The sequence below is a fragment of the Amycolatopsis sp. cmx-11-51 genome (assembly GCF_047608665.1).
Taxonomy (GTDB): Bacteria; Actinomycetota; Actinomycetes; order Mycobacteriales; family Pseudonocardiaceae; genus Amycolatopsis.
Genome location: NZ_JADNQO010000003.1, coordinates 588,377 through 613,917 on the forward strand (window position 1 = coordinate 588,377; position 25,541 = coordinate 613,917).

Annotated in this window: 22 protein-coding genes; 10 read left to right on the plus strand and 12 right to left on the minus strand. The window is 69.3% G+C overall.

From position 1 onward, the window contains the following. Positions 1-51 precede the first annotated feature (51 nt). Genes ACM6LU_RS16220 through ACM6LU_RS16245 form a run of 6 tightly spaced genes read left to right on the plus strand, consistent with a single transcriptional unit; the run spans position 52 to position 8,058 of the window. Positions 52-1,656 carry a S1 family peptidase gene (locus ACM6LU_RS16220; RefSeq protein WP_414938497.1) on the plus strand — a complete coding sequence of 535 codons (1,605 nt, stop codon included), beginning with the start codon at positions 52-54 and terminating at the stop codon, positions 1,654-1,656. Then, positions 1,653-3,896: a tetratricopeptide repeat protein gene (locus ACM6LU_RS16225; protein WP_414938498.1), complete on the plus strand. Its 2,244-nt coding sequence runs from the start codon at positions 1,653-1,655 to the stop codon at positions 3,894-3,896. Before ACM6LU_RS16220 ends, ACM6LU_RS16225 begins: the two co-directional genes overlap by 4 nt. A gap of 29 nt (positions 3,897-3,925) precedes the next feature. Then, positions 3,926-5,353, plus strand: a complete 1,428-nt coding sequence (locus tag ACM6LU_RS16230) for a VWA domain-containing protein (RefSeq protein WP_414938499.1) — start codon at positions 3,926-3,928, stop codon at positions 5,351-5,353. Next, complete coding sequence (locus ACM6LU_RS16235; protein WP_414938500.1) at positions 5,350-6,438, plus strand: hypothetical protein; 1,089 nt, start codon at positions 5,350-5,352, stop codon at positions 6,436-6,438. Before ACM6LU_RS16230 ends, ACM6LU_RS16235 begins: the two co-directional genes overlap by 4 nt. Continuing rightward, on the plus strand, positions 6,435-7,721 hold the full coding sequence (locus ACM6LU_RS16240; RefSeq protein ID WP_414938501.1) for an ABC transporter substrate-binding protein: 1,287 nt from the start codon (positions 6,435-6,437) through the stop codon (positions 7,719-7,721). The genes ACM6LU_RS16235 and ACM6LU_RS16240 overlap by 4 nt, the downstream gene beginning before the upstream one ends. Before the next feature lie 13 nt (positions 7,722-7,734). Next, positions 7,735-8,058, plus strand: a complete 324-nt coding sequence (locus ACM6LU_RS16245; protein ID WP_414938502.1) for a CU044_2847 family protein — start codon at positions 7,735-7,737, stop codon at positions 8,056-8,058. 69 nt (positions 8,059-8,127) lie between these two features. On the opposite strand, the gene ACM6LU_RS16250 is transcribed toward ACM6LU_RS16245, so the two are convergent. From ACM6LU_RS16250 to ACM6LU_RS16280, 7 genes are all read right to left on the minus strand, one after another. Further along, positions 8,128-8,709, minus strand: coding sequence for a TetR/AcrR family transcriptional regulator (locus tag ACM6LU_RS16250; RefSeq protein ID WP_414938503.1), 582 nt, complete (start codon positions 8,707-8,709; stop codon positions 8,128-8,130). Next, positions 8,706-10,601 (minus strand): YhgE/Pip family protein, encoded by a 1,896-nt coding sequence (locus ACM6LU_RS16255; RefSeq protein WP_414938504.1) that lies wholly within the window; start codon positions 10,599-10,601, stop codon positions 8,706-8,708. The genes ACM6LU_RS16250 and ACM6LU_RS16255 overlap by 4 nt, the downstream gene beginning before the upstream one ends. Then, positions 10,598-11,293, minus strand: a complete 696-nt coding sequence (locus ACM6LU_RS16260) for an ABC transporter ATP-binding protein (protein ID WP_414938505.1) — start codon at positions 11,291-11,293, stop codon at positions 10,598-10,600. The genes ACM6LU_RS16255 and ACM6LU_RS16260 overlap by 4 nt, the downstream gene beginning before the upstream one ends. 170 nt (positions 11,294-11,463) lie before the next feature. Then, positions 11,464-12,393 carry a GNAT family N-acetyltransferase gene (locus ACM6LU_RS16265; protein WP_414938587.1) on the minus strand — a complete coding sequence of 310 codons (930 nt, stop codon included), beginning with the start codon at positions 12,391-12,393 and terminating at the stop codon, positions 11,464-11,466. 32 nt (positions 12,394-12,425) lie between these two features. Further along, positions 12,426-12,725 (minus strand): GNAT family N-acetyltransferase, encoded by a 300-nt coding sequence (locus ACM6LU_RS16270; RefSeq protein WP_414938506.1) that lies wholly within the window; start codon positions 12,723-12,725, stop codon positions 12,426-12,428. Next, complete coding sequence (locus ACM6LU_RS16275) at positions 12,713-13,327, minus strand: hypothetical protein (protein WP_414938507.1); 615 nt, start codon at positions 13,325-13,327, stop codon at positions 12,713-12,715. The genes ACM6LU_RS16270 and ACM6LU_RS16275 overlap by 13 nt, the downstream gene beginning before the upstream one ends. Then, positions 13,324-14,187 carry a class I SAM-dependent methyltransferase gene (locus ACM6LU_RS16280; RefSeq protein ID WP_414938508.1) on the minus strand — a complete coding sequence of 288 codons (864 nt, stop codon included), beginning with the start codon at positions 14,185-14,187 and terminating at the stop codon, positions 13,324-13,326. Before ACM6LU_RS16280 ends, ACM6LU_RS16275 begins: the two co-directional genes overlap by 4 nt. Positions 14,188-14,491: 304 nt before the next feature. Here ACM6LU_RS16280 and rpsA point away from each other — a divergent pair, with 304 nt between their 5' ends. Next, complete coding sequence (rpsA, locus tag ACM6LU_RS16285) at positions 14,492-16,009, plus strand: 30S ribosomal protein S1 (RefSeq protein ID WP_414938509.1); 1,518 nt, start codon at positions 14,492-14,494, stop codon at positions 16,007-16,009. A gap of 154 nt (positions 16,010-16,163) precedes the next feature. Here rpsA and ACM6LU_RS16290 read toward each other — a convergent pair whose 3' ends face one another. Continuing rightward, on the minus strand, positions 16,164-16,388 hold the full coding sequence (locus tag ACM6LU_RS16290; protein WP_414938510.1) for a hypothetical protein: 225 nt from the start codon (positions 16,386-16,388) through the stop codon (positions 16,164-16,166). A gap of 210 nt (positions 16,389-16,598) precedes the next feature. On the opposite strand from ACM6LU_RS16290, the gene coaE reads away from it, so the two are divergent. Continuing rightward, positions 16,599-17,783 (plus strand): dephospho-CoA kinase, encoded by a 1,185-nt coding sequence (gene coaE, locus ACM6LU_RS16295; protein ID WP_414938511.1) that lies wholly within the window; start codon positions 16,599-16,601, stop codon positions 17,781-17,783. 3 nt (positions 17,784-17,786) lie between these two features. Here the strand turns inward: coaE and ACM6LU_RS16300 are convergent, their stop codons facing one another. The 4 genes from ACM6LU_RS16300 to ACM6LU_RS16315 all read right to left on the minus strand — a co-directional run bounded on the left by ACM6LU_RS16300 (position 17,787) and on the right by ACM6LU_RS16315 (position 21,895). Beyond that, positions 17,787-18,413: a response regulator gene (locus tag ACM6LU_RS16300; protein WP_414938512.1), complete on the minus strand. Its 627-nt coding sequence runs from the start codon at positions 18,411-18,413 to the stop codon at positions 17,787-17,789. Continuing rightward, entirely contained in the window at positions 18,410-19,678 is a 1,269-nt protein-coding gene (locus ACM6LU_RS16305) for a sensor histidine kinase (RefSeq protein ID WP_414938513.1), read from the minus strand. Before ACM6LU_RS16305 ends, ACM6LU_RS16300 begins: the two co-directional genes overlap by 4 nt. A gap of 28 nt (positions 19,679-19,706) precedes the next feature. After that, a complete protein-coding gene (locus tag ACM6LU_RS16310; protein ID WP_414938514.1) occupies positions 19,707-21,239 on the minus strand; it encodes a glycosyltransferase family 39 protein in 1,533 nt (510 codons plus the stop codon). A 140-nt stretch (positions 21,240-21,379) separates the two neighbouring features. Next, positions 21,380-21,895 carry a DUF402 domain-containing protein gene (locus ACM6LU_RS16315; protein ID WP_414938515.1) on the minus strand — a complete coding sequence of 172 codons (516 nt, stop codon included), beginning with the start codon at positions 21,893-21,895 and terminating at the stop codon, positions 21,380-21,382. 142 nt (positions 21,896-22,037) lie between these two features. Between ACM6LU_RS16315 and ACM6LU_RS16320 the strand changes: the two genes are divergently transcribed. Next, positions 22,038-23,279, plus strand: a complete 1,242-nt coding sequence (locus ACM6LU_RS16320) for a DUF5685 family protein (RefSeq protein ID WP_414938516.1) — start codon at positions 22,038-22,040, stop codon at positions 23,277-23,279. 58 nt (positions 23,280-23,337) lie between these two features. After that, positions 23,338-25,497: an excinuclease ABC subunit UvrB gene (gene uvrB, locus ACM6LU_RS16325; protein WP_414938517.1), complete on the plus strand. Its 2,160-nt coding sequence runs from the start codon at positions 23,338-23,340 to the stop codon at positions 25,495-25,497. Positions 25,498-25,541: the final 44 nt, after the last annotated feature.

Here is a 25,541-nt window from a genome sequence, read left to right on the forward strand (position 1 = left end):
TAATGACGGTTGAAACCGTCATTACCACTCACGATCGGTAGGGTCTTCCGGGTGACTTCCGAGCGCAGACGCTGGCGGGTGCGGCTGCGTGATCATCGTGGGCGGATCCTGGGTGCCGGGACCATGCTCGACGGTGAACACCTCCTCACCTGCGCTCACGTGATCGAAGGCGAAGACGAAATCAGCGTGGATTTCGTGGCGCTCCCCGGCGTGGAGTGCGGAATCGCCACGGTCGTCACGCAGGCGGCGCCCATCGGAGACGACGGCGGGGACATCGCGCTGCTCCGATTGCGTGACCCCGAGGAACAGCTCATCGGTGCCCCGCTCCATCGCACAGCTCTCGAAGACAACCAGCGCGTGCGCGCGTACGGCTTCCCGCACGGTTCGGACGGCATGTGGTCGCTGGCGACCGTCGTCGGCGACGGCGGGCACGGTCTCGAGCGTGTCCAGTTGCACCGGACTCCGGATGCCGAGCCGATCACCCACGGGTTCAGCGGTGCCGCGGTGATCTCGGACAGGACCGGGCACGTCGTCGGCATGGTCGCGACCCGGTACGCGACCGAGGCCGCCCGCGTTTCCTGGATGATCCCGGTCGAGACCATGCTCGGTTACCTGCCGGAACTGCGCCGCTGGGCCGAGGGAAGCCCGGCGATCGACCCCAGTTTCTTCCAGTACCCGGAACCGCCCGCGATCGACGTGCTGTTCGCCCGCGAACTCGCCCGCTGGCTCGGCGGGCACGGCCGGTCGGACGTCTGGGTGATCATCATGGGTGCGGACGATTCCGCCGTCGCGGCCTCGTTGCGCCGCGCGATCGTCCTCGCCGACCGGGAACACGGCGCGGGGCGGAGCGCGTCCGGGCCGACGGTGCCGCCGGTGGGCAGCGTCGTCCTCGCCGTCGACGCGGTCGGCAAGACCGCCGACGAGGTCCGCCGCCGCATCTCCGAACGGCTCGACGTCGCCACGGATTCGCCCGCAGGCCGTCACGGCACCGGCCGGACCGTCGTCGTCTACGGGATCGACGAGTCGGCCGAACCGGACAAGCTCGTCGGCGAGGTGCTGGTGCCGCTGGCCCAGCGCGCGCACGAACTCGGGCTTCGGCTCGCACTGGCCTTCCGTGAGGAGACCTCACCGGGGGTGAGTGTGGTCCGGTCGAGCACCGATGTCCTGACCGCCGACGAGGACGACATCGAGGGCCGCCTCGCCCTGGTGGAGACCCGGCTGGACGAACTCGCCCGGCTGGAGAAGGTCAACCGTCGAGACACGTCCCGATTCACCGGCGCCCCGGAGACCGAAGCCAAGGCCCGGCGGCTGAAAGGCGCGTTGACGCAACTGCGGTCGGCGGCGCAGGACGGCGAACCCGAGTGGGTGAAACGGCACTTGCCCGCCTGTGAGCGGACCGTGGCGAGGGCGGGGGAACGCGCCCTCGACCTCCGCCGTCTCCTCGACGAGAACCTCGCCCGGCGCGCGGAACTTCGCGCCCGGCTCGACGCGTACGGCGAGATGGCCCGTAACAGCGGCCTCGTCGAAGACGTCGAACTCGATGCCGCCTACGCACCCGCCTGGCGGATGCTCTTCGAAGGACCGTGCGACCTCGGGGCCGCGGCGGCCGCCGTCGAGCAGTACGCGGACACCGTACGGAAACGGATCGACGGATGATGGCCAGCGGACGGGCCGGCTGCCCGGGTGTGCTCGGCAAGACCGGTTTCTGCAAAGTCTGTGGGCTGGCGCCCGGAGAGCCGGAGGAGCCCGTGCGGCCGGTCGAGCCGACCTTGGTGATCCTCGGCCCGGACGAGGCGCCGACCAGGACCACCGGCACGCTGCTCACCCGCTCCCAGCAGATGGCGGGCCACGCGACCGCGGACGACCGTGTCCCGCTGCCGATCGTCGAACTCCCCGCTGTCGCCGGCCGTCTGCTGACCGTGCCGCACGTGCCGGAGGAGGAACGGTTCTGCGGTAAGCACGGTTGCACCCGCACCCCGGTCGGCCGCTCGATCGGCGGCAGGCCCGCACCGGTCGAGGGCTTCTGCCCGGTCTGCGGTACGCCCTTCTCGTTCTCGCCGAAGCTCGCGGCGGACGACGTGGTCGACGGCCGCTATCACGTGCTCGGCTGTGTCGCCCGCGGTGGCCTGGGTTTCGTCTACCTGGCAACGGATTCCGGTCTCGACGGCAGGCACGTCGCGCTCAAGGGCCTGATCAACACGAACGACACCGCCGCCGACAAGCTCGCGAGGAACGAAAGCCAGGTGCTCATCGCGCTCGAGCATCCGAACATCGTCCGGATCCTCAACGTGGTCGAGCACGAGGGCGCCCGCTACATCGTCATGGAGTTCATCGACGGCCTTTCGCTGAGGGAGATCAAGAACCGCGGCCGGGCCGGGCTGGATTCCAGCGAGGGACGGTTGCTGGTCGAGCATGTCGTGGCGTACGGCCGCGAGATCCTGACCGCGCTCGACTACCTGCACGGTGAGGGCTTGCTGTACTGCGACATGAAGCCGGACAACGTGATCCACGGTGAGAAGCGGATCAAGGTCATCGATTTCGGCGCCATCAGGAAGATCGCCGACGACGAAAGTCCGGTCGTCGGAACCGAGCACTACCAGGTGTCCCAGCGAGAACGGAAGAAACACGGGCTCACCGTCCGGTCCGACATCCACACCGTCGGCGTGACGTTGCGGGAACTCTTCCAGGCCAGTGACGGCTGGTCGGTCACACTCGACGCGCGCGGGGTCCGGTTCGGCATCGAATCGTTCATCCGTGTCCTCGACCGCGCGGTCGCTCCGTTCGCGCAGCGGTTCGCGACCGCCCGCGAGATGCTGGTCCAGCTCGACGGCGTGCTGGGCGAGATTCTTTCCCTGCGGGACAGGCAATCCCGGCCGGTCGGATCGACGTTGTTCACCGAAGGATCGGTACTGCTCGACGCGGGACTCGGCCAGGCGCCGCCGCTGGAGCACTGGACGCGGGGGACATCTGTCTCGCTCGGCGACCGGCCGAGCGCCGCGGAGATCGCCGTCGGCCTGCCTCTGCCGCGTGAAGATCCGGAAGACGCTCAGACGAATTTCCTCCGCGCGGTCCGTGCCCCCGACGCGGCGCGGCTGCTGAAGAAACTCGACAAGGTGCCCGGTTCGGCCGAGGTCGAGTTCCGCCGGTGCCGGGCGCGGTTGGAACTCGGGGCGACCGTCGAAGCGGCGTTGGCGGTGGCGGCGGCCGAACGGCTGCTCGGTGAGCGCGCCGCCCACGACTGGCGGGTGGCCTGGCATCGCGGTCTCCTCGCGCTCGGCGTCGGCGATTTCGCCGCGGCCAAAGAGAGTTTCGACGCCGTGTACCGCGACATTCCCGGTGAGGAGCCGCCGAAACTCGCGCTCGGCCTCTGTGAGGAGCACCTGAACGGCGCGGCCGCCGCCGAGCGGTACTACGACGCGTTGTGGGCACGGGACCGGTCCCAGGTCAGCGCGGCGTTCGGGCTCGCGCGGGTCCGGCTGCTGCGGGGCAACCGCGCCGCCGCCGTCGAGATCCTCGACCAGGTCCCGGAATTCTCGCGCTACGACGAGGCCGCCCGGATCGCCGGGGTGCGGGTGCTGTCCGCACCGATGCCGGGGACCGGGGATCTCCCGTCGTCGGCCGAACTCGACGACGCCGTGGTCCGGCTGTCCGCTTTGGACCTCGACGGCGACGCCTTCGACAGACTGGTGACGGCCGTGCGTGAGACCGCGCTGGCGGGGGTGCTCACCGGGCAGGACGGGATCACCGACGGCGAGATCCTGCGTTCCACTGAGCCGGGCGCTCGCACGGTGCTGGACAAGTCGTACCGGCGGCTCGCCCATCACGCGCCCACGCCCGGAACGCACGACGTCCTGATCGACCTCGCCAATTCGGTGAGACCGGTAACCCTGGTGTGACCGGTAGCGCTGGGAAGAAAGGGGGAACGATGCGCGGGGAGCCGAGTCTTGGCCTCGAAGTGCACCAGAACAAGTTCCTGGCCGAAGGGGACCGGGCGATGACCGCGATCGTCCGTGTCGTTTCACGCGGCGGCGAAGCGCCCGTCGCCAGGATGGCCGCCGAGGTCCTGATGATCGACTGCTCCAGTTCGATGCGCTTCCCCAGCACCAAGATCGGTGAGGCCCGGCGAGCGGCCGCGGTGGCCATCGACGTCCTTCCCGACGGTGTGCGTTTCGCCGTCATCCAGGGCACCGACATCGCGAAGGTGATCTACCCGGCCGAGAACGGCCTGGTGACCGCTTCCGAGCGGACGCGGGCGGAGGCGCGTGCCGCGGTCGAACATCTCGCCGCGGTCGGCGGCACCGCCATGGGCGCCTGGCTCGCCAAGGCACGCGACCTCTTCGAAGGCGTGCCCGACGCCGTCCGCCACGCGATCCTCCTCACCGACGGCCGCAACGATTCGCAGACCAGAGCCGACCTGCTGAGCGTGCTGAACGGCTGCGAGGGCCGGTTCGTCTGCGACATCAGGGGAATCGGCGACGGATGGGAGCCGGCTGAGCTCACCCTGATCGGCCGGGTGCTGCGCGGGAACGTCGACTCCGTCGTCGACGACGACAAGCTCGCCGAGGACTTCCGGCAGCTCGTCGAGAGCGCGATGACGAAGGTGCTGCCCGAGGTCCGGCTGCGTATCGGCACCATGCCGTTCAGCAGGCTGCGGTCGGTCAAGCAGGTGTTCCCGGACGAGTACGACCTCACCGACAGGTGCCAGGAGATCGCCGTCCGCGAGGTGGAGCTCTCGCTCGGTTCGTTCGCGAGCGAAGAGACACGCGACTACCAGCTGATCCTCGACCTCGATCCCGACCTCGAACCCAGCCACGGACGGGACCGTCAGCTGGCGTGGACGGAACTCGTGTCCGTTCCCGGTGCCAAGACGGAGGAGGACGCGCTGGCCATCGCCGGACAGTGGACACACGACCCTGTCCCGCCGACGAAGGTCAACGCGCTCGTTTCCCGGTACGCCGAACGAAACGCTCTCAGTGAGGCGCTCGCCGCCGGAAGCGAAGCCTGTACGACAGGCGATCGTGCCACCGCCGAACGCGAGTTGGGTAGGGCGTTCTCCTTGGCGACCGCGCTGCGCGACGAGAACATGCTCGATCGCCTCAGAGCCGTCTTGGAGGTCCTCGAGGAGGAGGGCGTCGTGCGCCTGCGCGACAACGTGCCACGCTCCGCCCTCATGCACCTCGTCATCGCCACGGGGGTTTCGGAAATCGCTCCGGCACCGGAAGATCGGCCGATGCCCGAAGCCGCGCCCGCCGACGCGCCACCGGTCACCTGTGCCGTCTGCCACGCGCTGTCCCCCGCCGGGGCGAACTTCTGCGTCGGCTGCAGAAGAGCGTTCGGCGAGGCGGCTTCGTGACGGCGACCCGGGTACGGCTGGTCCGGCTCCGTACGGCCCTGCTGGCGCTCACCTTCGCGGTCCTGGTGCTATCGCTGTGGGCGTTCCACAGTGTCCAGAGGACCGCGGAGACCGTCCGCGACCGGACTTCGCATGCGGTGCTCGAAGTGACCGCCGCGCGGGCCGCGCTGGTGGCCGCGGACGCCGCCGCGGTCACCAGTTTCGCCTCCGGTGAGGCGAAACTCGCCGGCCCTGGGCAGGAATACTCGAATCAGCTGGCGCTGGCGAGCCAGAGTCTCGCGCGGATCGCGGAGTCCAACCAGGCGGGTGAGACCGGCGGCAACGCGTTGCAGGTGGTGGAAGGCCAGGTCGCGGCCTACTCGGGCTCCATCGGGCAGGCCGACGTGCACTTCCGCCAGCCGGACGCCCCCGTGCTCGGCGCGGCCGACCTGTGGCATGCCTCGCGGTTGCTGCACGCGCCTGGCGGTGTCCTGGACGAGCTGGAGACGTTGCAGGGCAGGCAACGTGAGGCGCTGAACCAGCAGCTGTCGTCCACCGGGGTGAGTCTCGCGACGCTCCCGTTGTGGCTTCTTCCGGTCCTGGCCCTTCTGGCGCTGCTGGTACTCACCCAGCTGTATCTGAAGAAACGCTTCCGCCGCCTGGTGAATTTCCCGCTGCTCGCGGCGACTCTGCTGGTCGCCACGATCGGGATGGCCTTGGTGTTCACCATGATCAGCCGCGGCCGGCTGGATTCGGTGGCGATGCGGCTCGATGGCGTCGCCGCCGCCCGGGACGCGCAGATCCAGGCAGCCGACGACGCGGGTCAGCGACGGCTCGCCGACCTGCTGAGCGACTACTGCGACGAGGAGCAGGGATGCGGAGTGACCGCCGACGAATTCCGGATGAGGGCAGGACAGACCAGCAACGTGGAGACGGACAACACGAGGGTGGCGACGGCGGGTACCAAGGCCGTGGCGGCCGACGCCTCCGAAGCGGCCGAATCCGGCGGGCGGGAGATCCTGATCCCGGTGGGCACCCTGCTCGCGGGCGGCCTCATCTTGCTCGGAATGCACGCCAGGGTCGAGGAATACCGGTACCGCCCGTGAAACGGTCGCTGGCCTTGATGATGGCGCTGTCGCTGCTCGAGGGAGGCTGCTCGGCGCCTGCCGACGACGGGCCGGTCGTCGTGCTCGCGTCGTGGACCGGGGCCGAAGGGGACGCGTTCCGGCAGGTGCTAAACGCTTTCAAGGCCGACACCGGAATCACCTATCTCTATCAGGGCACCCGTGCCGTCGACCAGGTGCTCGCCTCGGACGTCCAGCGCGGCACGCCGCCGGACGTGGCCGTCCTGCCCAACGCCGGGGTGCTGGCGAAGTACCAGAAGTCGGGTGATCTGCTGCCGCTCGGCGACGATCTCTCGGCCGCCGTCACGCGGTCCTTCAGCCCGCAATGGGTCACTCTGCAGAAGATCGGCACCCAGAAACTGCACACGGTCGCGGTGAAGGCCGATCTCAAAAGTGTGATCTGGTACAACCCGGCCAGGCTGACCGGGATCCGCCCGACGACGTTCGACGGCCTCCGCACGTACTCCGCCGCGTTGACAGCCGCGGGCGGTACGCCGTGGTGCGTCGGGATGGGCGCCCCGCCCACCTCGGGCTGGCCGGGAACCGACTGGATCGAGGACATCCTGCTGCACTCGGCGGGGCCCGAGAAATACTGGCGATGGGCGTCCGGCAGTCTGGAGTGGACGTCACCGGAGGTCAAACAGGCTTGGCTCGACTGGGGTTCCTTGCTCGAATCCGCCGCGATCCGCGGCGGCACCGCGGCCGCGCTGCTGACCGAGTTCGGCGACGCGGGAAAGTCGATGTTCGCCAGCCCACCGGGCTGCGTTCTCGAACACCAGCCGTCGTTCATCGTCAGCCGCTACGAGAAGGCCAAGCGGGCCGACGGAACGGCACCGAAGCCCGGAGCCGATTTCGACTTCCTCACTTTCCCGGGGCGCGACGTCTCCGAGGTCACCGCCGACCTCGCCGGGATGTTCCAGGACAACCCGCGGGCCCGGAAGCTGATCGAATACCTCGCTTCGGAGAAGGCACAGCGGATCTGGCCGTCGATCCCGGGTGCGAGCGCGTTCTCCGCCAACCGGGATCTCGGGCTCGACGTCTACACCGACCAGGTGCGCCGAAAGGTCGCGGACACGCTCACCTCGGCACCGGCACTGTGTTTCGACGCCTCCGACCTGATGCCCGCGACGATGACCGGCGCGTTCTACCGTGCCGTCCTGGAGTACCTGAGCAACCGGGACCGGCTGGACATCCTGCTGAGACAGCTCGACGACATCCGGAAGAGCATCCAGTCCGGCGAGTGGTTGAAGATCCAATGTGGATAGTGAAGGAGCATCGGTGAACGATCTGGCGCGGTTCCCGCTCGAAGGCGGCGGTTCGGTGGTCGTCGAGATCGACCCCGTCCCCGGCACCTCCCGGGTCTCCCGGCGCGACGACCTGGTCGAGGACGTCAAGGGCTCCTTCGAGGCGGCGCTGGCGAACGTGAAGGACGCGGCCGCGGCGGCGCTGGACACCTTCCGGTCGATGGCCAAAGGACCGGACGAGGTCGAGCTCAAGTTCGGCGTCAAGCTGACCGCGCAGGCGGGTGCGGTGATCGCGAAAACGGGGCTGGAGGGGAACTTCGAGGTCAAGCTGAAGTGGGTCCGGGACCCGGGGAGCTGAAGGGGCCCTTCCCCGCATAAGACGCGGTGAGGGTCGCTTTCCCCGCATGTGATGCGGGGAAAGCGTCCTTCAGCTCTTGCCGAGACCCCGGATCAGGACCAGCACCGATTCCCGGACGTCGGCGCGGGTCCGCTTCGGCTGGAACACCTGCCAGTCCAGCGCGACCACCAGCATCGTGCCGAACAACCCGGCCGCGGCCGTCTGGATCTGGACGCCGTCGGGCAGCCGCCCGGCGGCGTCCAGCCGGTGGAGTTGTTCGCGCACGATCGAAATGATCTCCTCGCGCAGCAAGGTCAGCGTCTCGTGCCACGTGCCGGGTGTGCGCCACATCTCGCTCACCAGGATCTGTGAGAAACCGGGGTATTCGGCGATGAACTCCAGCGCACCGTCCACTTGGGACTCGATGACGTCCATCGGGTCGCCGTCGCCGGTGGCCGCGCGCAGCCGGTCCGCGAGCACACCGACCCCGTACCGGAGCAGTGCGTCGACAAGACCGTCTTTGCTGCCGAAGTTGTAGTAGACGGTGCCTTTCGCGACCTTCGCCTCGGCCGCGATGTCGTCGACCGTCAGCCCGACGAGGCCGCGGCTGGCCGACAGCCGCAAGGTCGCCTCGAACAGTTTCTGCTTCGTCGCCGCACCCCGGGTGGTCACAACGCCAGCTCGGGTTTCAGCGCCGAAACCGTCCAGGTGCGCCGTTTCCACGCGGCCAGCGTCGAGACCAGGATGCCGCCGACGAGGTAGGCGAGCAGGACACCGATGTCACCGAGGATCTCCATCGACGCGCCACTGTAGAGCAGGTTCCGGAACCCGTCGATCGCATAACCCATCGGCAGCACGATATGCAGTGGGTAGAGCGCGTCCGGGATGGTCTGCCACGGGAACGTCCCACCCCCGCTGACCAGTTGCAACACCAGCAGCACCAGGCCGAGGAACTTCCCGACCGCGCCGAAGAAGGCGTTGAGCGCGTGCACCACGGAGGTGAAGGTGAGCGACACCAGTACGGCGAACCCGATCGCGCCGAGCGGATGCGCGACGTCGATGCCGACCAGCCAGGTCACCGCGCCGAACAGCACGATCACCTGCGCGATCCCCAGCAGGGCCGAAGGCAGCCAGCCGCCGAGCGCGACCTTGAACGGCGACGCGCCGGCGGTCAGCGCGCGGGTCGAGAGCGGGCGCAGCAACAGGAACAGCACGAACGCGCCGATCCAGGTGGCGAGGGAGATGAAGAACGGGGCGAGGCCCGCGCCGTAGGTTCCGGCCGAAGCGACACCGGAGGAGTTGACCGCCACCGGATCGGCGATGGTGTTCGCGGTGGCCGCGCGGGTGGGGTCGTCCGGGTTCGGGATCTCCTTGAGCCCGGCGGCGAGCCCGTCGCGAAGCTGCACCGCGCCATCGGCGAGCTGGTTCGTCCCGGTGACCGCGGACTTCTCCCCGTCGTTCAGCTTCGCGGCGCCGTCGCGGATCTTGGCCGACGCGTCGGCGGCCTGCGCGATGCCGCTGGTGAGCTGCGGTGTCGCCGAGGCCAGCTCGTGCGCGCCGTCGGACACCTGGCGGGCACCGGAGGCGAGCTGGGTGAGCTGGCTGTTCGCGCCCTGGATCTTCGTGTTCGCCTCGTCCACCGGCGACCTGAGCTGGTCCAGGCGGCCCAGGATCTCCTGCACGTCGGTCTCGGGGACACCGGCTTCGCGCAGGTCCTGCGCGAGCCGGGTGCGGTAGCCGTCGAGCTTCGCCTGGATGTCGCCGGACGCCGTGGCGGCCAGCGAGGCCGCGACGGCGACCTTCTGGTTCCCGTCGGCGACCTGACCGGCCCCGTCGGCGAGTTTCTTCGTCTGGGCGGGTAGTTGAGCGGTGCCGGACTTCAGGGTGCCGAGCCCGGTGGCCAGCTGCGAGCTGCCGGAGGCGAGCTGGGACGCGCCGTCGGCCAGTTGCTGCTGACCGGATTTGAGCTTGCCCGCGCCGTCGGCGAGCTGTGCGGCGCCCGTCGAGGCCTCTTGGGTCTTGCCGTAAATGGTGGAGAAGCCGATGAGGAACTTGTCCGCGGCCTCGCTGCCGACCTTCTCCGCGATCGTCTTGCGGACCTGTTCGGCCACCTGTTTCGCGATGGTGCCGGAGAGGTAGTTGTTGGCGTCGTTGGTGGTCAGCGTGATGGTCGCCTGCTGCGGCTGCAGGTTGCCCGAGGACAGCAGCGCCGCGGAGAAGTCGCGCGGGATGCCGATCGCGAACGAGTAGGTGTCGTCGCGGACGCCTTCGGCGGCTTCTTCGGGGGAGACCTCGTGCCACTGGAAAGTGCCGGACTTGACCAGTTCGTCGGTCACCTCGCGGCCGATGTTGCGTACCGCGCCGGCGGAATCCTTCGAGCCGGCGTCGACGGTGAACATCGCCGCGGGGAGCTTGTCCAGGCGCGAGTACGGGTCGTAGTTCGCGTAGAGGTAGAAGGACGCGTACAGCAGCGGCACCAGGACGAGCGCGACCAACGCGAGCTTCGGCAGGGTGCCGCTGCTCAGCCGGCGCAGTTCGTTGCCGGCGATCCGGACGGGGTTCATTCCTGGTCTCCTGAAGTCTTTTCAGTCACTTCGGTGTCGTCCGGCTCGGCGGGCGGCTCGATCGGCGCGCAGCGCACGGGATCGGGCTGCTCGAGGGCACCGCACAGGGCGGGCCTCGCCGGCAGGGCCGAAACCGGGGTGGTGGCGGTCAGCACGATGACGGCGAGGCCGCGCTCGGCATGCTCGCGGGCGAGCCGCGTCCAGCTGTCGACGTCGCTGGTGTGCCTGTCCGGGGTGTCGAGCACGAGGACGCCGACGCCCTCGCGGCCCGCGGCGAGCTCGGTGAGCAGCCGGGTGCGTGTCACCGCCGCGATGTTCTCGAAACGCGTGGTGGCGAAGGCGGCGGCGTCGTGCTCGGCCAGCCAGCTCGCGACGGCGGCCTTGTTCGCCGGGCGCTTCGCCAGTTCGAGTTCCTCCCCGACGACCACCTGCAGCGACAGCGCGTCGTCCGGCTCGCTCACCCCGGGGGAGTCGACGATCGCCACGACCTTCCGCGGGTCGCCGCCCTCGACGGTCACCGTCCCGGTGGCGGGCTTCAGCCTGCCGGCCAGCGCCAGCCCGAAGGCCGTCACGCCGACTCCCGGCTCGCCGTGCACGATCGCCAGCTCACCGTGCGAAACGGTGAGGGAGGTGGGTGACAGCAACGTGCCGTGGGGCCCGGTGACGGACACCCTGTCGGCTTGAACCCGCACGAAGAACTCCCAGGTCGGTGACTCACGAAATTTTGAACTGACTGGTCAGTTCAAAAGCTAGTCCTGACCTGGGAGGTACACAACCGCACGGGGCCCACGTCACACGCAAGGGTGACGAAACCGCCGCAAACCGGACGGGTCAGCGCCTTCCTTTGGCTAGCACAGTTCGGCTAGCGCAGGGCCGAAGCCGGATGGACCTCCCAGGACGTCCACAGTGGACGATAACCCTGCCGGTGCCAGAACACCGAAGAGAGCGGGTTGGTCGGGTTGTAGTAGAGATACGTGCCGTCCGCGCCGTCGGCGTCGAACTCCTTGTGCACCACGGACATCAGTGTGCGCCCGAGGCCGCTTCCGCGCTGGCCGGGCACGGTGACGACGTTGTTGACGTAACCCCAGCGGCCGTGGGGGAGGAGTTCGGCCTCGGCGGACCCCGGCGTCGACGCGATCCAGGCGGCGTGCGCGAACGCCGCGATCTCGCCGCGCCGCTCCGCCAGCCACAGCAACGGGACGTCCTTGTCGAGGGCGAGTTCCAGGCCGGGGGCGAGCAGGGCGCCGGCGTTGGAGCGGTGCCGGGTGGCGACCTGGCCGATGTAGTCGTGCGTCGACACGGCCATCGCGAGCACGTCCTCGAAGTCGTCCGGCCGTGCCCGGCGGACGGCCACGCCGTCGTCGGCGGGTTCCTCGCGATGGCTGCCGGTGCGCACGGCGAGCGCCGACATCGGCACCAGGCCGTGGTCGAGGAAGGCACGGATCGCCTCGGCGTCCCGGCTCGGCCAATTGACCACGCAGGACGAATCCTCGCCGGGGGATTCGGCGCCCATCCACGTCCGCCACGCGCGCAGCAGCATGTCCATGCCCTCGGTGCCGGTGTTCCCGATGAACGGGAACAACTGGCGGACGTCGGCGGCGGACCAGAGCAGCGGGACGTCGTCCGGGCCGTGCAGCTGGCGCTGCACCACTCCGGTGACCTGGATCCCGGCGGAGGTGGCGGCGTCCACGCGTTCGCCCGCCACCGGCGGCGGGGCGGCTTCGGGCAGCAGCCGGTCGATCGCCGCGAACCGCGTCCGGTGCGCGTCGAACAACGTCTTCTCGATATCCATCCCGCCCCCAGGGCCGACCGCGCCGATCACCGCTACCGCAGGGCCGTGGCCGGGCTCACCGCCCAAGTCGTCCACAGCGGACGGTAACCCTGCCGGTGCCAGAAAACCGGGGAAAGCGGATTGGTCGGATTGTACGAGAGGAAGGTACCGCGCAACGACGGCGAGAACAGTCCGTCGTGCGCGAAGGCGGTCAGCGCGCGCCCGATCCCGCGTCCCCGCGCGGCGGCGGTGACGGCGAGCGTGCCGACGTAGCCCCACTCGCCGGGCGGCAGCCGTCCGGCGAGCGCGTCACCGGGGATCGGCGAGCGTTTTCCGCCGGTCACCATCCCCATCGTCCGCCTTCTTCTTCGGCGATCCAGACGCGGCCGCCGAACTGCAGCCCGCGGCGGACCTCTTCGGCGAGCAGCGCCTTTGCCCCGGGACGGACGACGCCGTGGCCGACGAACGAGGTGTAACGAAGTTCTTCGAAGCGGAGGTCGACGATCTCCTCCAGGTCACCGCGCGTCGACTCCCGGACGGTCACGCCGGGCACGATGTGCGCCGCCCCCTCGGCGGGCGCGCGGACGGCCAGCGCCAGTTGTGGCGCGAACCCGTGGTCGAGCAGGGCACGCGCGACCACGACGTCGCGGCTCGGCCAGGTGACCGTGCACGACGAATCGGGTTCGGTGTCGGCGAGCGTGATCCGCTCGCGCCAGGAGGAGAGCAGCGCGCTCATCCCCGTGCCGGCGTCGAGGGGGAGGACCGCGGAGAGGATCTGGAGGTGCGCCGGGCTCCAGAGCCGCTGCCACGAACCCGAGGGGAACCGCACGTGCGCGATCGTCCCGGCGGCGCCGCCCGCCTCGACGGGCTCGCCGGGCGGGAGCGGCGGCGACGGCGGAAGCAGCGGGTCGAGCGCGGCGAACCGCGCCCGCTGCTGTCCCGCCGTCGAGGTCATCCCCGTCGGGTGCAGAAGATCGCGGTGCCGGGGAAGAGCTTGCCGCGCAACGGGCTCCACTGCCCCCAGGTGCGGGAGTGGCCCTCCGGCCAGGCGGGCTCGATGAGGTCCGTCAGTGTGAAGCCGGCGTCGGCGAGCGCGCGGACGTAGTCGCCGATGGTGCGGTGATACTCGACGTAGGTCGCGACGCCCTCCTCATCGACCTCGACGTAGGGCGTGCGATCGAAATACGGCTGGGTGACGGTGAGGCCCTGCGGCCCTGGATCGTCGGGGAAGATCCAGCGCATCGGATGGGTCACCGAGAACACCCAGCGGGCACCCGGCCGGAGCACCCGGCGCACTTCGGCGAACACGACGTCCACCGACGCCACGAACGGCACCGCGCCGAAGGCCGAGCACGCCGCGTCGAAGCTCGCGTCGGCGAACGGGAGCGACTCCGCCGTCGCCTGCACGAGCGGGACGGCGGGACCGATCCGCTCGTTGCCCTCCCTCGCGTGCCTCAGCATGCCCGCGGACAGATCGGTCGCCACCGCGTCGGCGCCTCGCGCGGCGAGCCAGCGCGAGCAGGCCGCCTGCCCGCAGCCGACCTCCAGGATCCGCTTGCCGCCGACTTCACCCAAGAGTGCGACGTCGGCCTCGCGGACGCCCTCCGGGCACCAGACGAAGTCCGCGTCGCCGAGGAAGCCGCCGTGGGTCGCTTGGTAGTCGTCGGCGTCGGCGTCCCACCACGCCAGGTTCGCGGCCGTCGCCTCGGGCGCCGAGACCGCCCGGTAGGCGACCCCCGCGGTGCCGAGCCGCTCCTCGGCCTGCGCGTGCCGTTCGGCCGCCGTTGCGTGCTCGGTGGCGGGCTGATGACTCAAACCGATATCCTTTCCCCAGGTCAGGGCTTCGTGGGACAGTTTATCCGCCCGCCGTGATCGTGGGGGCGACCCTGATTGTGCCGTGTACAGGGGGCCGCGTAGGATATCCGTTAGCGCAGTGGGTTCGCGCTGCTCTTTCCCCCGGTTCGCTCAGCGTCCGGGTCAGGGGGTCGCGCACCGGATGCGGTGATGCTCGCGGTCGTTCCCTGTGGACGTTTGCTTATGTGGTCGCCGCATGCCGGAAGAGCCCATGGTGCCCTAACCGCAAACCCACTACTTCCCATCCACCGGAGCAACCCGCCTAATGACGACCGACACCGCCACCGCCCCGACCGCCCCCACTGGGGCCCCGCAGGTCGCTATCAACGACATCGGGTCGGAGGAAGATTTCCTCGCTGCGATCGACAAGACGATCAAGTACTTCAACGATGGCGACATCGTCGAAGGCACCATCGTCAAGGTTGACCGGGACGAGGTCCTGCTCGACATCGGCTACAAGACCGAGGGTGTCATCCCCTCGCGTGAGCTATCCATCAAGCACGATGTCGACCCGGCTGAGGTTGTCACCGTCGGCGATGAGGTCGAAGCCCTTGTTCTCCAGAAGGAGGACAAGGAAGGCCGTCTGATCCTGTCCAAGAAGCGTGCGCAGTACGAGCGCGCCTGGGGCACGATCGAGGAGCTCAAGGAGAAGGACGAGCCCGTCAAGGGCACCGTCATCGAGGTCGTCAAGGGCGGCCTCATCCTGGACATCGGCCTCCGTGGCTTCCTGCCCGCGTCGCTGGTCGAGATGCGCCGTGTGCGCGACCTGCAGCCGTACGTGGGCCGCGAGCTCGAGGCGAAGATCATCGAGCTGGACAAGAACCGCAACAACGTGGTCCTGTCCCGCCGCGCCTACCTGGAGCAGACCCAGTCCGAGGTGCGCAGCGAGTTCCTCAACGCGCTCGCCAAGGGCCAGGTCCGCAAGGGCGTCGTGTCGTCCATCGTCAACTTCGGTGCCTTCGTGGACCTGGGTGGCGTCGACGGCCTGGTGCACGTCTCCGAGCTGTCCTGGAAGCACATCGACCACCCCTCCGAGGTCGTCGAGGTCGGCCAGGAGGTCACGGTCGAGGTTCTGGACGTCGACATGGACCGCGAGCGCGTCTCGCTGTCGCTGAAGGCGACCCAGGAAGACCCGTGGCGTCAGTTCGCCCGCACCCACGCGATCGGCCAGATCGTGCCGGGCAAGGTCACCAAGCTCGTTCCGTTCGGTGCGTTCGTGCGCGTCGAAGAGGGCATCGAGGGCCTGGTGCACATCTCCGAGCTGGCCGAGCGCCACGTGGAGATCCCGGAGCAGGTCGTCCAGGTCAACGGCGACGTGATGGTCAAGGTCATCGACATCGACCTCGAGCGTCGTCGCATCTCGCTGTCGCTGAAGCAGGCGAACGAGGGCGTCACGCCGGAGACCGAGTTCGACCCCACTCAGTACGGCATGGCCGCCGAGTACGACCCCGAGGGCAACTACATCTACCCCGAAGGCTTCGACCCGGACACCCAGGAGTGGCAGGACGGCTTCGACAAGCAGCGTGAGGAGTGGGAGCGTCAGTACGCCGAGGCTCACACCCGCTACGAGGCTCACATGAAGCAGGTCGTCAAGGCAGCCGAGGCCGACGCCGAAGCCGCCGCCGACGCCGCGACCGGTGTCACCAGCAGCAGCAGTAGCAGCAGCAGTGACTCGGGCGAGCAGAGCTACACCTCCGCTCCGGCCGAGGCCAAGAGCGGTGGCACGCTCGCCAGCGACGAGCAGCTCGCGGCTCTCCGCGAGAAGCTGTCGGGCGGCGCGTGATCCAGGCGCTCAGCCACTAGCTGACAGACAGCGGCCCCGGTCCTTCATGGACCGGGGCCGCTGTCTTTCTCCCGCGAGTAGTCCTCTGGTTGCGGTCCTTGCACGCGCAACTACCGCAAGTAGAGGACTAATTGCGGTGTCGGCGGGGCGTGGGTCAGGAAGTGGCGGGCCGGACGGCCGGTACCCAGACGCGTTCGAGCGCCGCGTCGCGGGCCTTGCGGCGGAGTCCGGCGAAGCTGTGCTTGGCGGGGATCAGGAGCGCGCTCAGCCACGTGCGCCGATATTCGGCGAGGGCCTCGTCCACGGGACGGTGGAGGACACAGTGCACCAGCCCCGGCGTACCGAGCCGGTGCCTTCCTACGTGCTTGCCGTCGGCCATCTTTCCTCCGTGTGGGCTACCTTCGCCGCGCACGGTACGCACTCAAGCTCCCAAATCCGCGTAACCGCTCGGCGTGTCCCTTGAAATGACTGAGTCGCGCGTCACGATGATCTTGCCTTTTACACCCTTCTGTGCCGGATGTGCCACCTCGGTGACCCTGCGCGGTCACCCCAGGTCACTACACCCAGGCCGTGTCCTAGGCTGAACGACATGCTGCGTGTGGGCCTGACCGGCGGGATCGGCGCCGGAAAATCGACGGTGGCGAACCGGCTTTCCGAGCACGGCGCCGTCCTCATCGACTCCGACAAGATCGCCAGGGAGGTCGTCGAACCGGGGACTCCCGGTCTCGCCGAGCTCGTCGAGGCGTTCGGTGACGACATCCTCGCGTCCGACGGTTCGCTCGATCGCGCCGCGCTCGCCGCCAAGGCGTTCGCCGGGGAGGAATCCCGCGAACGGCTGAACTCGATCGTCCACCCGAGGGTCGGTGCCCGGACGGCCGAGTTGATGGCCGCGGCGGCGCCGGACGCGATCGTCGTCCACGACATCCCGCTGCTGGTCGAAGGCGGCCTCGCGCCGATGTACCACCTCGTCGTCGTGGTCGACGCGCCGGAAGAGGTCAGGGTCCGCCGTCTGGTCGAGGCGCGGGGGATGCCCGAGGCCGACGCGCGCGCCAGGATCAAGGCGCAGGCCACGACCGATCAGCGCCGGGCGGTGGCCGACGTCTGGTTCGACAACAGCGGAGCGCCCGACATCGTGCTCGCCGAGGTCGACGCGTTGTGGGCGGACAGGTTGACCCCGTTCGAGGCGAACGTGCGGCTCCGCAAACCGCGTGCGCCGATGTCGCCGAAGATCACCCGGTACGACCAGACGTGGCCCGCCCAGGCCGAGCGGGCGCTCGCGCGGATCCGCGTGGTGGTGGGAGACAACGCCGTGCGGGTCGATCACATCGGTTCGACGTCCGTGCCAGGGCTGCCCGCCAAGGACATCCTCGATCTCCAGCTGACGGTGTCCACGCTGGGCAAGGCCGACGAGCTGTCCGACGCACTCTCCGGCGCCGGGTTCCCGCGCGCGGAAGGCGAATGGTTCGACGACGCGCACGGCGAAGACGGCACCTGGCCGAAGCGGTTCCACTTCGGTGGCGACCCGCGCCGCCCGGTCAACCTGCACGTCCGCGCTCAGGAGACACCTGCCTGGCGGCTCGCGCTGCTGTTCCCGGAGTGGCTGCGGCGGAACCCGGACGAGCGCGACGCCTACGCGGCGGTCAAGAGCGCCATGGCCGCGAAGCACGCCAGCGACGGGACTGTCGAGAAGTACACCGACGAGAAGCAGGTCTGGGTCGACGCCGCCTTCACCCGCGCCGACGCGTGGGCCGAGTCGGCGGGCTGGACCCCGTAGGCCTCAGCTCCTGAGCAGTCCTCGTTCGAAAGCGGTCGCGACGGCGGCGGCCCGGTCCTTCACCCCGAGCTTGGCGTATGTGTGGACGAGGTGTGTCTTCACGGTGGCCTCGCTGATGAACAGCTGTTTCGCGGCCTCTTTGTTGGTCGAACCGCGGGAGATCAACGTGAGGACTTCGAGCTCCCGGCGGCTCAGCGGTTCGGGTGCCGGTGCGCGCATTCTGCCCATGATCACGTCCGCGACGGCGGGGGAGAGCACCGCCTCCCCGCGCGCCGTCGCGCGAACGGCGCGGAAGAGCTCGTCGCGCGGAGCGTCCTTGAGCAGATAGCCGGTCGCGCCCGCCTCGATCGCCGGGATGACATCGGTGTCGGTGTCGTAGGTCGTCAGCACGAGAATCCGCGCGGGATGCCCGAGTTTCGCGAGTTCCGCGATCGCGGCCACCCCGCCGGAGCCCGGCATCCGCAGGTCCATCAGGACGACATCGGGACGGAGTTTTCGCGTCAGCGCGACGGCTTCGTCACCGGAGGACGCCTCTCCGAGCACCTCGAACCCAAGGTCCGCGGTGAAGATGCCGCGCAGCCCGTCACGGACGATGGGGTGGTCGTCGGTGATCAGCAGCGTGATCGTCATGTACGGGCCTCCAGCGCGATGGCGGGCAGATTGGCCGACACGGCGGTTCCGCCGCCCGGCTCCGATTCGAGGTTCAGTGTTCCCGCCAACCGGGCGACGCGGGCCCGCATCCCGGGGACGCCGAACCCGCCTTCAGCTGGGGAAACAGCAGCGCCAGGGTCGAACCCGCCGCCGTTGTCCCGGACGTCGACGGTCACCTGATCGGCCATGTACGACAACGTGAGCCCCACGATCGTGGCGGCGGCGTGCTTCTCGACGTTGGTCAGGGCTTCCTGCGTGATCCGGAGCAGCGTCGCTTCGATCTCGGGATGCAGGGCCCGCGCGGTCCCGGTGGTGGTGAACCGGACCTCGACGCCGGTCCGCCCGCTCCACAGCCGGGAGACCTCGTCGAGCGCGTCCGGCAGGGTCGCGGCGGCCAGTGACTGCGGGCCGAGCGCGCGCACCGAACGCCGTGCGGCGGTCAGGTTCTCCCGCGCCAACGCCTGCGCGGTGGCGACGTGCCGCCGCCACTCGGCAGGGTCGCCCTTCGCCACCACGGCCGCCTCCAGCTGGGTGATGATCCCGGTGAAGCCCTGAGCGAGCGTGTCGTGGATTTCCTGGCTCAGCCGCTGACGCTCGTCGAGGACGCCTGTTTCCCGCGCCCGACTCAGCAGTTGCCGCTGCAGCCCCGCGTTTTCCTCCTGCGCGGCGGCCAGTTCGTCGAGCACCCGTTTGCGTTCCGCGTGCTGCCGTGCCATCGCCGCCGAGACGAGCCCGCCCCCGCCGACGGCGGCCGTCTGCACCAGCGTGACCACGGTCCACAGCGCGGGCTGATCGGCGAACGCGGACAGCGGGCCGCCGTTCGGAATCGTGTTGATCAGCGCGGAAACGACGAAGACCCCGGTCAGCGCCAGCGGTGCCGGCCGTAGCCGCATGGCTTCGAAGAATCCGGTGATCATGAAGACGAGGAACACCGTGTCGTGGGCTTCCAACACCGCCGCGATCGTGACCAGCCCGATGAAGGAGACGGCGATGACGACCGGGTGTTCGGCCCAGCGAGGCGGCACGAGCGTGACCGAGACCAGCAGCCAGACGGCAGCGATCCCCGCCAGCCCCAAGGTGACCGCCGGAGCGTGGCCGGAGATGAGGAGAACGAGCACCGTGCTCAGCGCCAGCAGCGCGTACGGCAGGAACCGCTCGACCCGGCCACCCCACGGCCGCCACAGCGAATCGCCGTCGCCGGGCGACGGCCACAGCGACTCCTGCCACCGGATCCAGCTGCTCATATCCGGAATTCTCGCAGCTCGGTGCGGCTCAGAAGCCCCAGTCCGTGAGTCTCGGCCATACCGTGTCCCAGGTCCCGTTCCGGCCGGTGGCCAGCCAGATCTTCATGCCCTGGCTCACGTTCGGGACCCCGGCCCGGTTGTCGAGCGCGCCGACCTCACGCACCTGCGTGAAGTACGGCACGAGCACCGAAGCGTCGTTCCCGACGAACAGGACGTCCCGTGCCGATTCCGGCGGCCTCGGCAACGTCACGTAGCCGCGGTTCGGGCTCGACGGCGAAGGAAGCCCCAGTTCCGGTCCATAGTGGTCGATCGCACTGGCCTGCCAGTACTTCGCCGCGATGACGCCCGTGCGGGGCGGATCGGGAACGGCGCGGTACGCCCGCGCCACCGATTCCGTGATCTCCCGCCAGCCGATCTCCTCGGCGGCGAAGACCGGCCGCGCCCAGACCGGGGTGCTCGCCAGTGCCGACCGCGGGAGGATCGGAAGGGTCTGCGGGATCGCGATCACCGCGGCCACGAGGTACACCGGCCAGGTGGCGATCCAGCGCCAGTACTTCGATGCCTGACCGGTTTCGATCTCCACCGCGGCGGCGGCGAACAACGGGGCGAACATCCCGGCCGCGTAGTAGTAGCGCCCGTTCGCGAGCAGGAACACGGCGAGCACGCCGAGCGCGGTCCAGCCGAGGAACCGGTACGGCCGCAGGCGTTCGGACCGCAGCAGCCGCCAGAGCCCGTAGCAGAGGAGGACCATGCCGACCGGGACACCCGCGCTCATCACCAGCGTCGGCACGAAGGTGGCCCGCCCGCCCCAGCCTGCCGCGACCTCCTGGGAGATCGCCGCGCCCATGGTCAGTTGCGGCCACCCGTTCGCGGCCTGCCAGACGAGGGTGGGGGTGATCATCGCGACGGCGATCAGCGAGCCGAGCCAGAGCGCCGGACGGCGGAGGAGGTCGCGAGGCCCGAAGATCACCGCCGCGGCCAGCGCGACGACCCAGAACGCCCCGATGAGGAACTTCGTGTTCAGCGCGAACCCGGTCACCACTCCGCTCCAGAGCAGGAGGCTGTCCGCACGGGTCCGTGTCCATCGGACGAGCAGCCAGATCAGCAGCGTCCACAGGAACGGATCGAGGGTGCTGGTCGCCAGGTAGTGCCCGCCACCGAGCATCTGGAGGGACACCGCGAAGGTCGCCGCCGCGATCATCTGCGCCTTGCGGCCGCCGCCCAGTTCCCTGGCGATCAACGCGGTCAGCACCACTCCGGCGGCCATCGCCAGCATCGCCGGGATCCGCAGGACGAAGGGCGAATCGGCGCCGAACGCGTCCATCAGGCGCGCCAGGAGCGGCAACAGCGGCGGCTGGTCGGCGTAACCCCAGCTCAGATGACGGCCGGCGGCCAGGAAGTACAGTTCGTCGCCGAAGTAGCCGTAGCGACCGGCCGTCGCCGCGAGTACCGCCCCCATCGCCCCGGCGATCGCGAGCACCGGCGTCCTGGCGAACTGCGCGACCCCCGCGTGATCTCGTTCGCCGGACCGCTCTCGGAGTCCCTCGGCCTCGATGACCACGGGTATCCGCCCCCTCTCGATCTGTTTCGCTCGTGATCGAGAGTCCCGCGACGCGGCGCGCCGCGAATCCTTCAGCCGGTCAGAATCCGGTCGGTCGTCCGGACGACCAGGGGGTCGACCGATCGGTGGATGGCGGCCGGTCAGTGCCGTCGCCAGCCGAGCGTGACGTCCTTTGTGGCCAGCCAGCCGCGCAGGTCGTGGCCGTGGGTGGCCAGGCCGTCCACCGTCGCGTGACTGACGCCGAGCGCGCGTTCGCCGTCGGCGGGGGAGATCAGCCCGGCGGTGACCGCGGCGAGGAGTTCGTCGATGTCGATCACCTGGACGGCTTTCTTGTCCCGCAGGACGAGATCGAGGTAGAGGTCGGTGGCGACCCACACGCCGTCTTCGCGGCGGATGTCGACGACGTCGAGGTAGAAGTCCTGATCGCGTTCGTGGCCGGGGTTGAACCAGAAGTCGGTGATCCGCAGGCCGAGGTCGGGTAGCAGCCAGGACTCAAGGTAGTGGAACTGCACACGGCCAGGGGTCGGCCGCGCCATGTAGAGGCCGAAGGACTCTTCGCGGTACTCCTCGACGTCTCTCACGACGCCCTTGGGATCTGTGTTGGTCTTCGCGGCCGTGTCGAAGTACTCGACCTTGGGTGGGTGCAGCGCGGTCATGCGCCCATCTTGGAAGGCCCCGGCGCCCGCGGCCACCGCCCAACCGGGTGGACGATCACGGTTTCGTGGTTCCACGGAAGTTGCGCGCCAGGGCCGGATAGGGTGCGCTGGTTCCGCCATAGGGGTGAGTGGGAGACAACGCATGTTCGGGATCATCAGGCCATGCCGGCACCGGCTTTCCGCAGGTCTGCACGGGGATTGGCTCGCCCATCTCTGCGGCCTCTGTCTCACGTTGCGCGACGAACACGGACATCTCGCCCGAATAGTGACGAACTACGACGGCTTGATCATCTCGGCGCTCGTCGAAGCACAGTCGCCGCGCGCGGAGGGACGGCGTGACGCCGGACCTTGCCCGCTTCGGGCGATGAAGGGAACGTCGGTCGCGAAGGGCGGGGGTGCCCAGCTCGCGGCGGCGGTCTCCCTGGTGCTGGCATCGGCCAAGATCAGCGATCACGTCGAGGACCGCGACGGTGCCTTCGCGCGGCGCTCCGTCGCTCTCGCCGCGAGGCGGGTGGCGACGCGCTGGGCGGACCAGGGGAGCCTCACCGGCACCCGGATCGGATTCGACACGACGGTCCTGACCGAGGCCGTCGACCGGCAGGGCGAGATCGAACGCGCCGTCCGTCTCGGTGATTCGGCCGTTCTGGCCACCGAACCCGCCGAGCTGGCGACGTCGGCCGCGTTCGCGCACACCGCGGTGCTGGCGGGCCGCCCGGACAACGCCGCCCCGTTGGCCGAGGCCGGACGCCTGTTCGGCAGGGCCGCGCATCTGCTCGACGCCGTCGAGGACCTCGCCGAGGACGAGGCCGCCGGCGCGTGGAACCCGCTGACGGCCACCGGGACCGGGCTCGCCGAGGTACGAAGGCTGTGCGACGACGCCGTGCTCGGCGTCGAACTCGCCCTTCGCGAGGTGAGGTTCGATCAGCCCAAGCTGGTACACGCGCTGCTGGTGCACGAACTGCGGCAGGCGGTGCGGCGCGCCTTCGGGCACGGGACCCGGCAGCCCCCGCCGGGGTGGATCGGACCTGGACCTCAGCCGCAACAGCATCCCCACCAGCCCCAGCAGTACCCCCAGGGCGGCTACGGGGTCCCGCCGCAGGGCGTGCCCGGTGGCGGAGGTCCGCCTCAGGAGCCGCCGAAGAAGGGAAGACACGGCGGACACGGCCCTGTCGACGGTCAGGGCGGCGGCTGCTGGACGCCGAAGTTCCGGGTGCCGCCCCAGCCTCGTGGCTTCTTCTTCGGCTGCGCCGTGGCCACCTACATGTGCTGTTCGTGCCAGTTCTGCTGCCGCGATCCGTTCCCGGGCCCGTGGAGCGGGAAAGCGCACGACGGCTGTGCCGGCGCCGACTGTTCCTGCTGCGAATGCTCCTGCTGCGACTGCTAGGGGTTCTCCGACCAGGCGATCGGAGAAACTGTCGGACCTTGCGCCTACTCTGGTGGACGTGGCTTTCGCAACCGAACACCCCGTACTCGCCCAGTCGGACCACCGGCCCGTCACCGACATCCCCCGGACCGGCGGCCGGTTCGAGGTCGTCAGTGACTACAAGCCCGCCGGTGACCAGCCGGCGGCCATCGACGAACTCGAACGCCGGGTCAACTCTGGTGAGCGGGACGTCGTGCTGCTGGGCGCCACAGGTACCGGTAAGTCGGCGACGACGGCCTGGCTGATCGAGCGGGTCCAGCGGCCGACGCTGGTGATGGCGCCGAACAAGACGCTGGCCGCGCAGCTGGCGAACGAGCTGAGGGAGCTGTTCCCGCACAACGCGGTCGAATACTTCGTCAGTTACTACGACTACTACCAGCCCGAGGCGTACATCGCGCAGACGGACACCTACATCGAGAAGGACTCGTCGATCAACGACGACGTCGAGCGGCTGCGGCACTCGGCGACGATGAACCTGCTGTCCCGGCGCGACGTCATCGTGGTCGCGAGTGTCTCTTGCATCTACGGCCTCGGCACACCGCAGTCGTACCTGGACCGGTCCTCGAAGCTGAAGGTCGGCGAGCAGCTCGACCGGGACGTCTTCCTCCGCGCGCTGGTGGACGTGCAGTACACCCGCAACGACATCGCCTTCGCGCGCGGCACCTTCCGCGCCCGCGGTGACACGGTCGAGATCATCCCGGCGTACGAGGAGCTGGCGATCCGCGTCGAGTTCTTCGGCGACGAGATCGAGAAGCTGTACTACCTGCACCCGCTCACCGGCGACATCGTGAAAGAGGTCGACGAGGTCCGCATCTTCCCGGCCACGCACTACGTCGCGGGGCCGGAGCGGATGGAGAAGGCCATCCACGGCATCGAAGCCGAGCTGGAGCAACGGCTGGCCGAGCTGGAGAAGCAGGGCAAGCTGCTCGAGGCGCAGCGGCTGCGGATGCGCACCGCGTACGACATCGAGATGATGCGCCAGGTCGGGTTCTGCTCCGGTATCGAGAACTACTCGCGGCATATCGACGGCCGCGCGTCCGGGACGGCGCCCGCCACGTTGATCGACTACTTCCCGGACGACTTCCTGCTGGTCATCGACGAGTCGCACCAGACCGTCCCGCAGATCGGTGGCATGTACGAAGGCGACATGTCGCGGAAGCGGAACCTGGTCGAGTTCGGTTTCCGGTTGCCGAGCGCGGTCGACAACCGGCCGCTGACCTGGGAGGAGTTCAGCGACCGGATCGGGCAGACGGTGTATCTGTCGGCGACGCCGGGGCCGTACGAGATGGGGCAGGCCGGCGGCGAGTTCGTCGAGCAGGTCATCCGGCCCACCGGCCTGGTCGACCCGAAGGTGGTCGTGAAGCCCACCGAGGGTCAGATCGACGACCTGGTGCACGAGATCCGGGACCGGGCCGAGAAAGACGAGCGCGTCCTGGTGACCACGCTCACCAAGAAGATGTCCGAGGACCTCACCGACTACCTGCTCGAGCTGGGTATCCGGGTGCGGTACCTGCACTCCGAGGTCGACACGTTGCGCCGGATCGAGCTGCTGCGGCAGCTGCGCGCGGGCGATTACGACGTGCTGGTCGGCATCAACCTGCTCCGTGAGGGTCTCGACCTGCCCGAGGTCTCGCTGGTCGCGATCCTCGACGCGGACAAGGAAGGCTTCCTCCGGAGCGGCACCTCACTGATCCAGACGATCGGCCGCGCGGCGCGAAACGTGTCGGGCGAGGTGCACATGTACGCGGACAAGATCACCGACTCGATGCGGCACGCCATCGACGAGACCGATCGCCGCCGCGAGAAGCAGGTCGCCTACAACAAGGAGCGTGGCGTCGACCCGCAGCCGCTGCGGAAGAAGATCGCCGACATCCTGGACCGCGTCTACAGCGAGGCCGAGGACTCGGAGGAGACCGTCGCCGTCGGCGGTTCGGGCCGGAACGCGTCGCGCGGCAAGAAGCCCGAGCAGGGTGACCGGGTGCGCAGCTCCGGAATGCTTGTCGACAAGGACGTCTCCGGGATGCCGCGTGCCCAGCTGGCCGACCTCATCCAGCAGATGACCGACCAGATGATGCAGGCCGCGCGGGACCTGCAGTTCGAACTGGCCGCACGCCTGCGGGACGAGGTCTCGGACCTGAAGAAGGAGCTGCGCGGCATGGACGCGGCCGGCATCAAATAGCCGCGTTTAGTCCTCTAGTTGCGATCCTTGCGTGTGCAACTACC

What these genes read in the sequence shown, in the direction of transcription:
- ACM6LU_RS16265 (WP_414938587.1), bottom strand. Translation starts at nt 12,393, where the DNA reads ATGGATATCGAGAAGACGTTGTTCGACGCGCACCGGACGCGGTTCGCG.
- ACM6LU_RS16320 (WP_414938516.1), top strand. Translation starts at nt 22,038, where the DNA reads ATGTTCGGGATCATCAGGCCATGCCGGCACCGGCTTTCCGCAGGTCTG.
- ACM6LU_RS16225 (WP_414938498.1), top strand. Translation starts at nt 1,653, where the DNA reads ATGATGGCCAGCGGACGGGCCGGCTGCCCGGGTGTGCTCGGCAAGACC.
- ACM6LU_RS16300 (WP_414938512.1), bottom strand. Translation starts at nt 18,413, where the DNA reads ATGACGATCACGCTGCTGATCACCGACGACCACCCCATCGTCCGTGAC.
- ACM6LU_RS16305 (WP_414938513.1), bottom strand. Translation starts at nt 19,678, where the DNA reads ATGAGCAGCTGGATCCGGTGGCAGGAGTCGCTGTGGCCGTCGCCCGGC.
- ACM6LU_RS16270 (WP_414938506.1), bottom strand. Translation starts at nt 12,725, where the DNA reads ATGGGGATGGTGACCGGCGGAAAACGCTCGCCGATCCCCGGTGACGCG.
- ACM6LU_RS16255 (WP_414938504.1), bottom strand. Translation starts at nt 10,601, where the DNA reads ATGAACCCCGTCCGGATCGCCGGCAACGAACTGCGCCGGCTGAGCAGC.
- ACM6LU_RS16290 (WP_414938510.1), bottom strand. Translation starts at nt 16,388, where the DNA reads ATGGCCGACGGCAAGCACGTAGGAAGGCACCGGCTCGGTACGCCGGGG.
- ACM6LU_RS16315 (WP_414938515.1), bottom strand. Translation starts at nt 21,895, where the DNA reads ATGACCGCGCTGCACCCACCCAAGGTCGAGTACTTCGACACGGCCGCG.
- ACM6LU_RS16230 (WP_414938499.1), top strand. Translation starts at nt 3,926, where the DNA reads ATGCGCGGGGAGCCGAGTCTTGGCCTCGAAGTGCACCAGAACAAGTTC.
- coaE (WP_414938511.1), top strand. Translation starts at nt 16,599, where the DNA reads ATGCTGCGTGTGGGCCTGACCGGCGGGATCGGCGCCGGAAAATCGACG.
- rpsA (WP_414938509.1), top strand. Translation starts at nt 14,492, where the DNA reads ATGACGACCGACACCGCCACCGCCCCGACCGCCCCCACTGGGGCCCCG.
- ACM6LU_RS16275 (WP_414938507.1), bottom strand. Translation starts at nt 13,327, where the DNA reads ATGACCTCGACGGCGGGACAGCAGCGGGCGCGGTTCGCCGCGCTCGAC.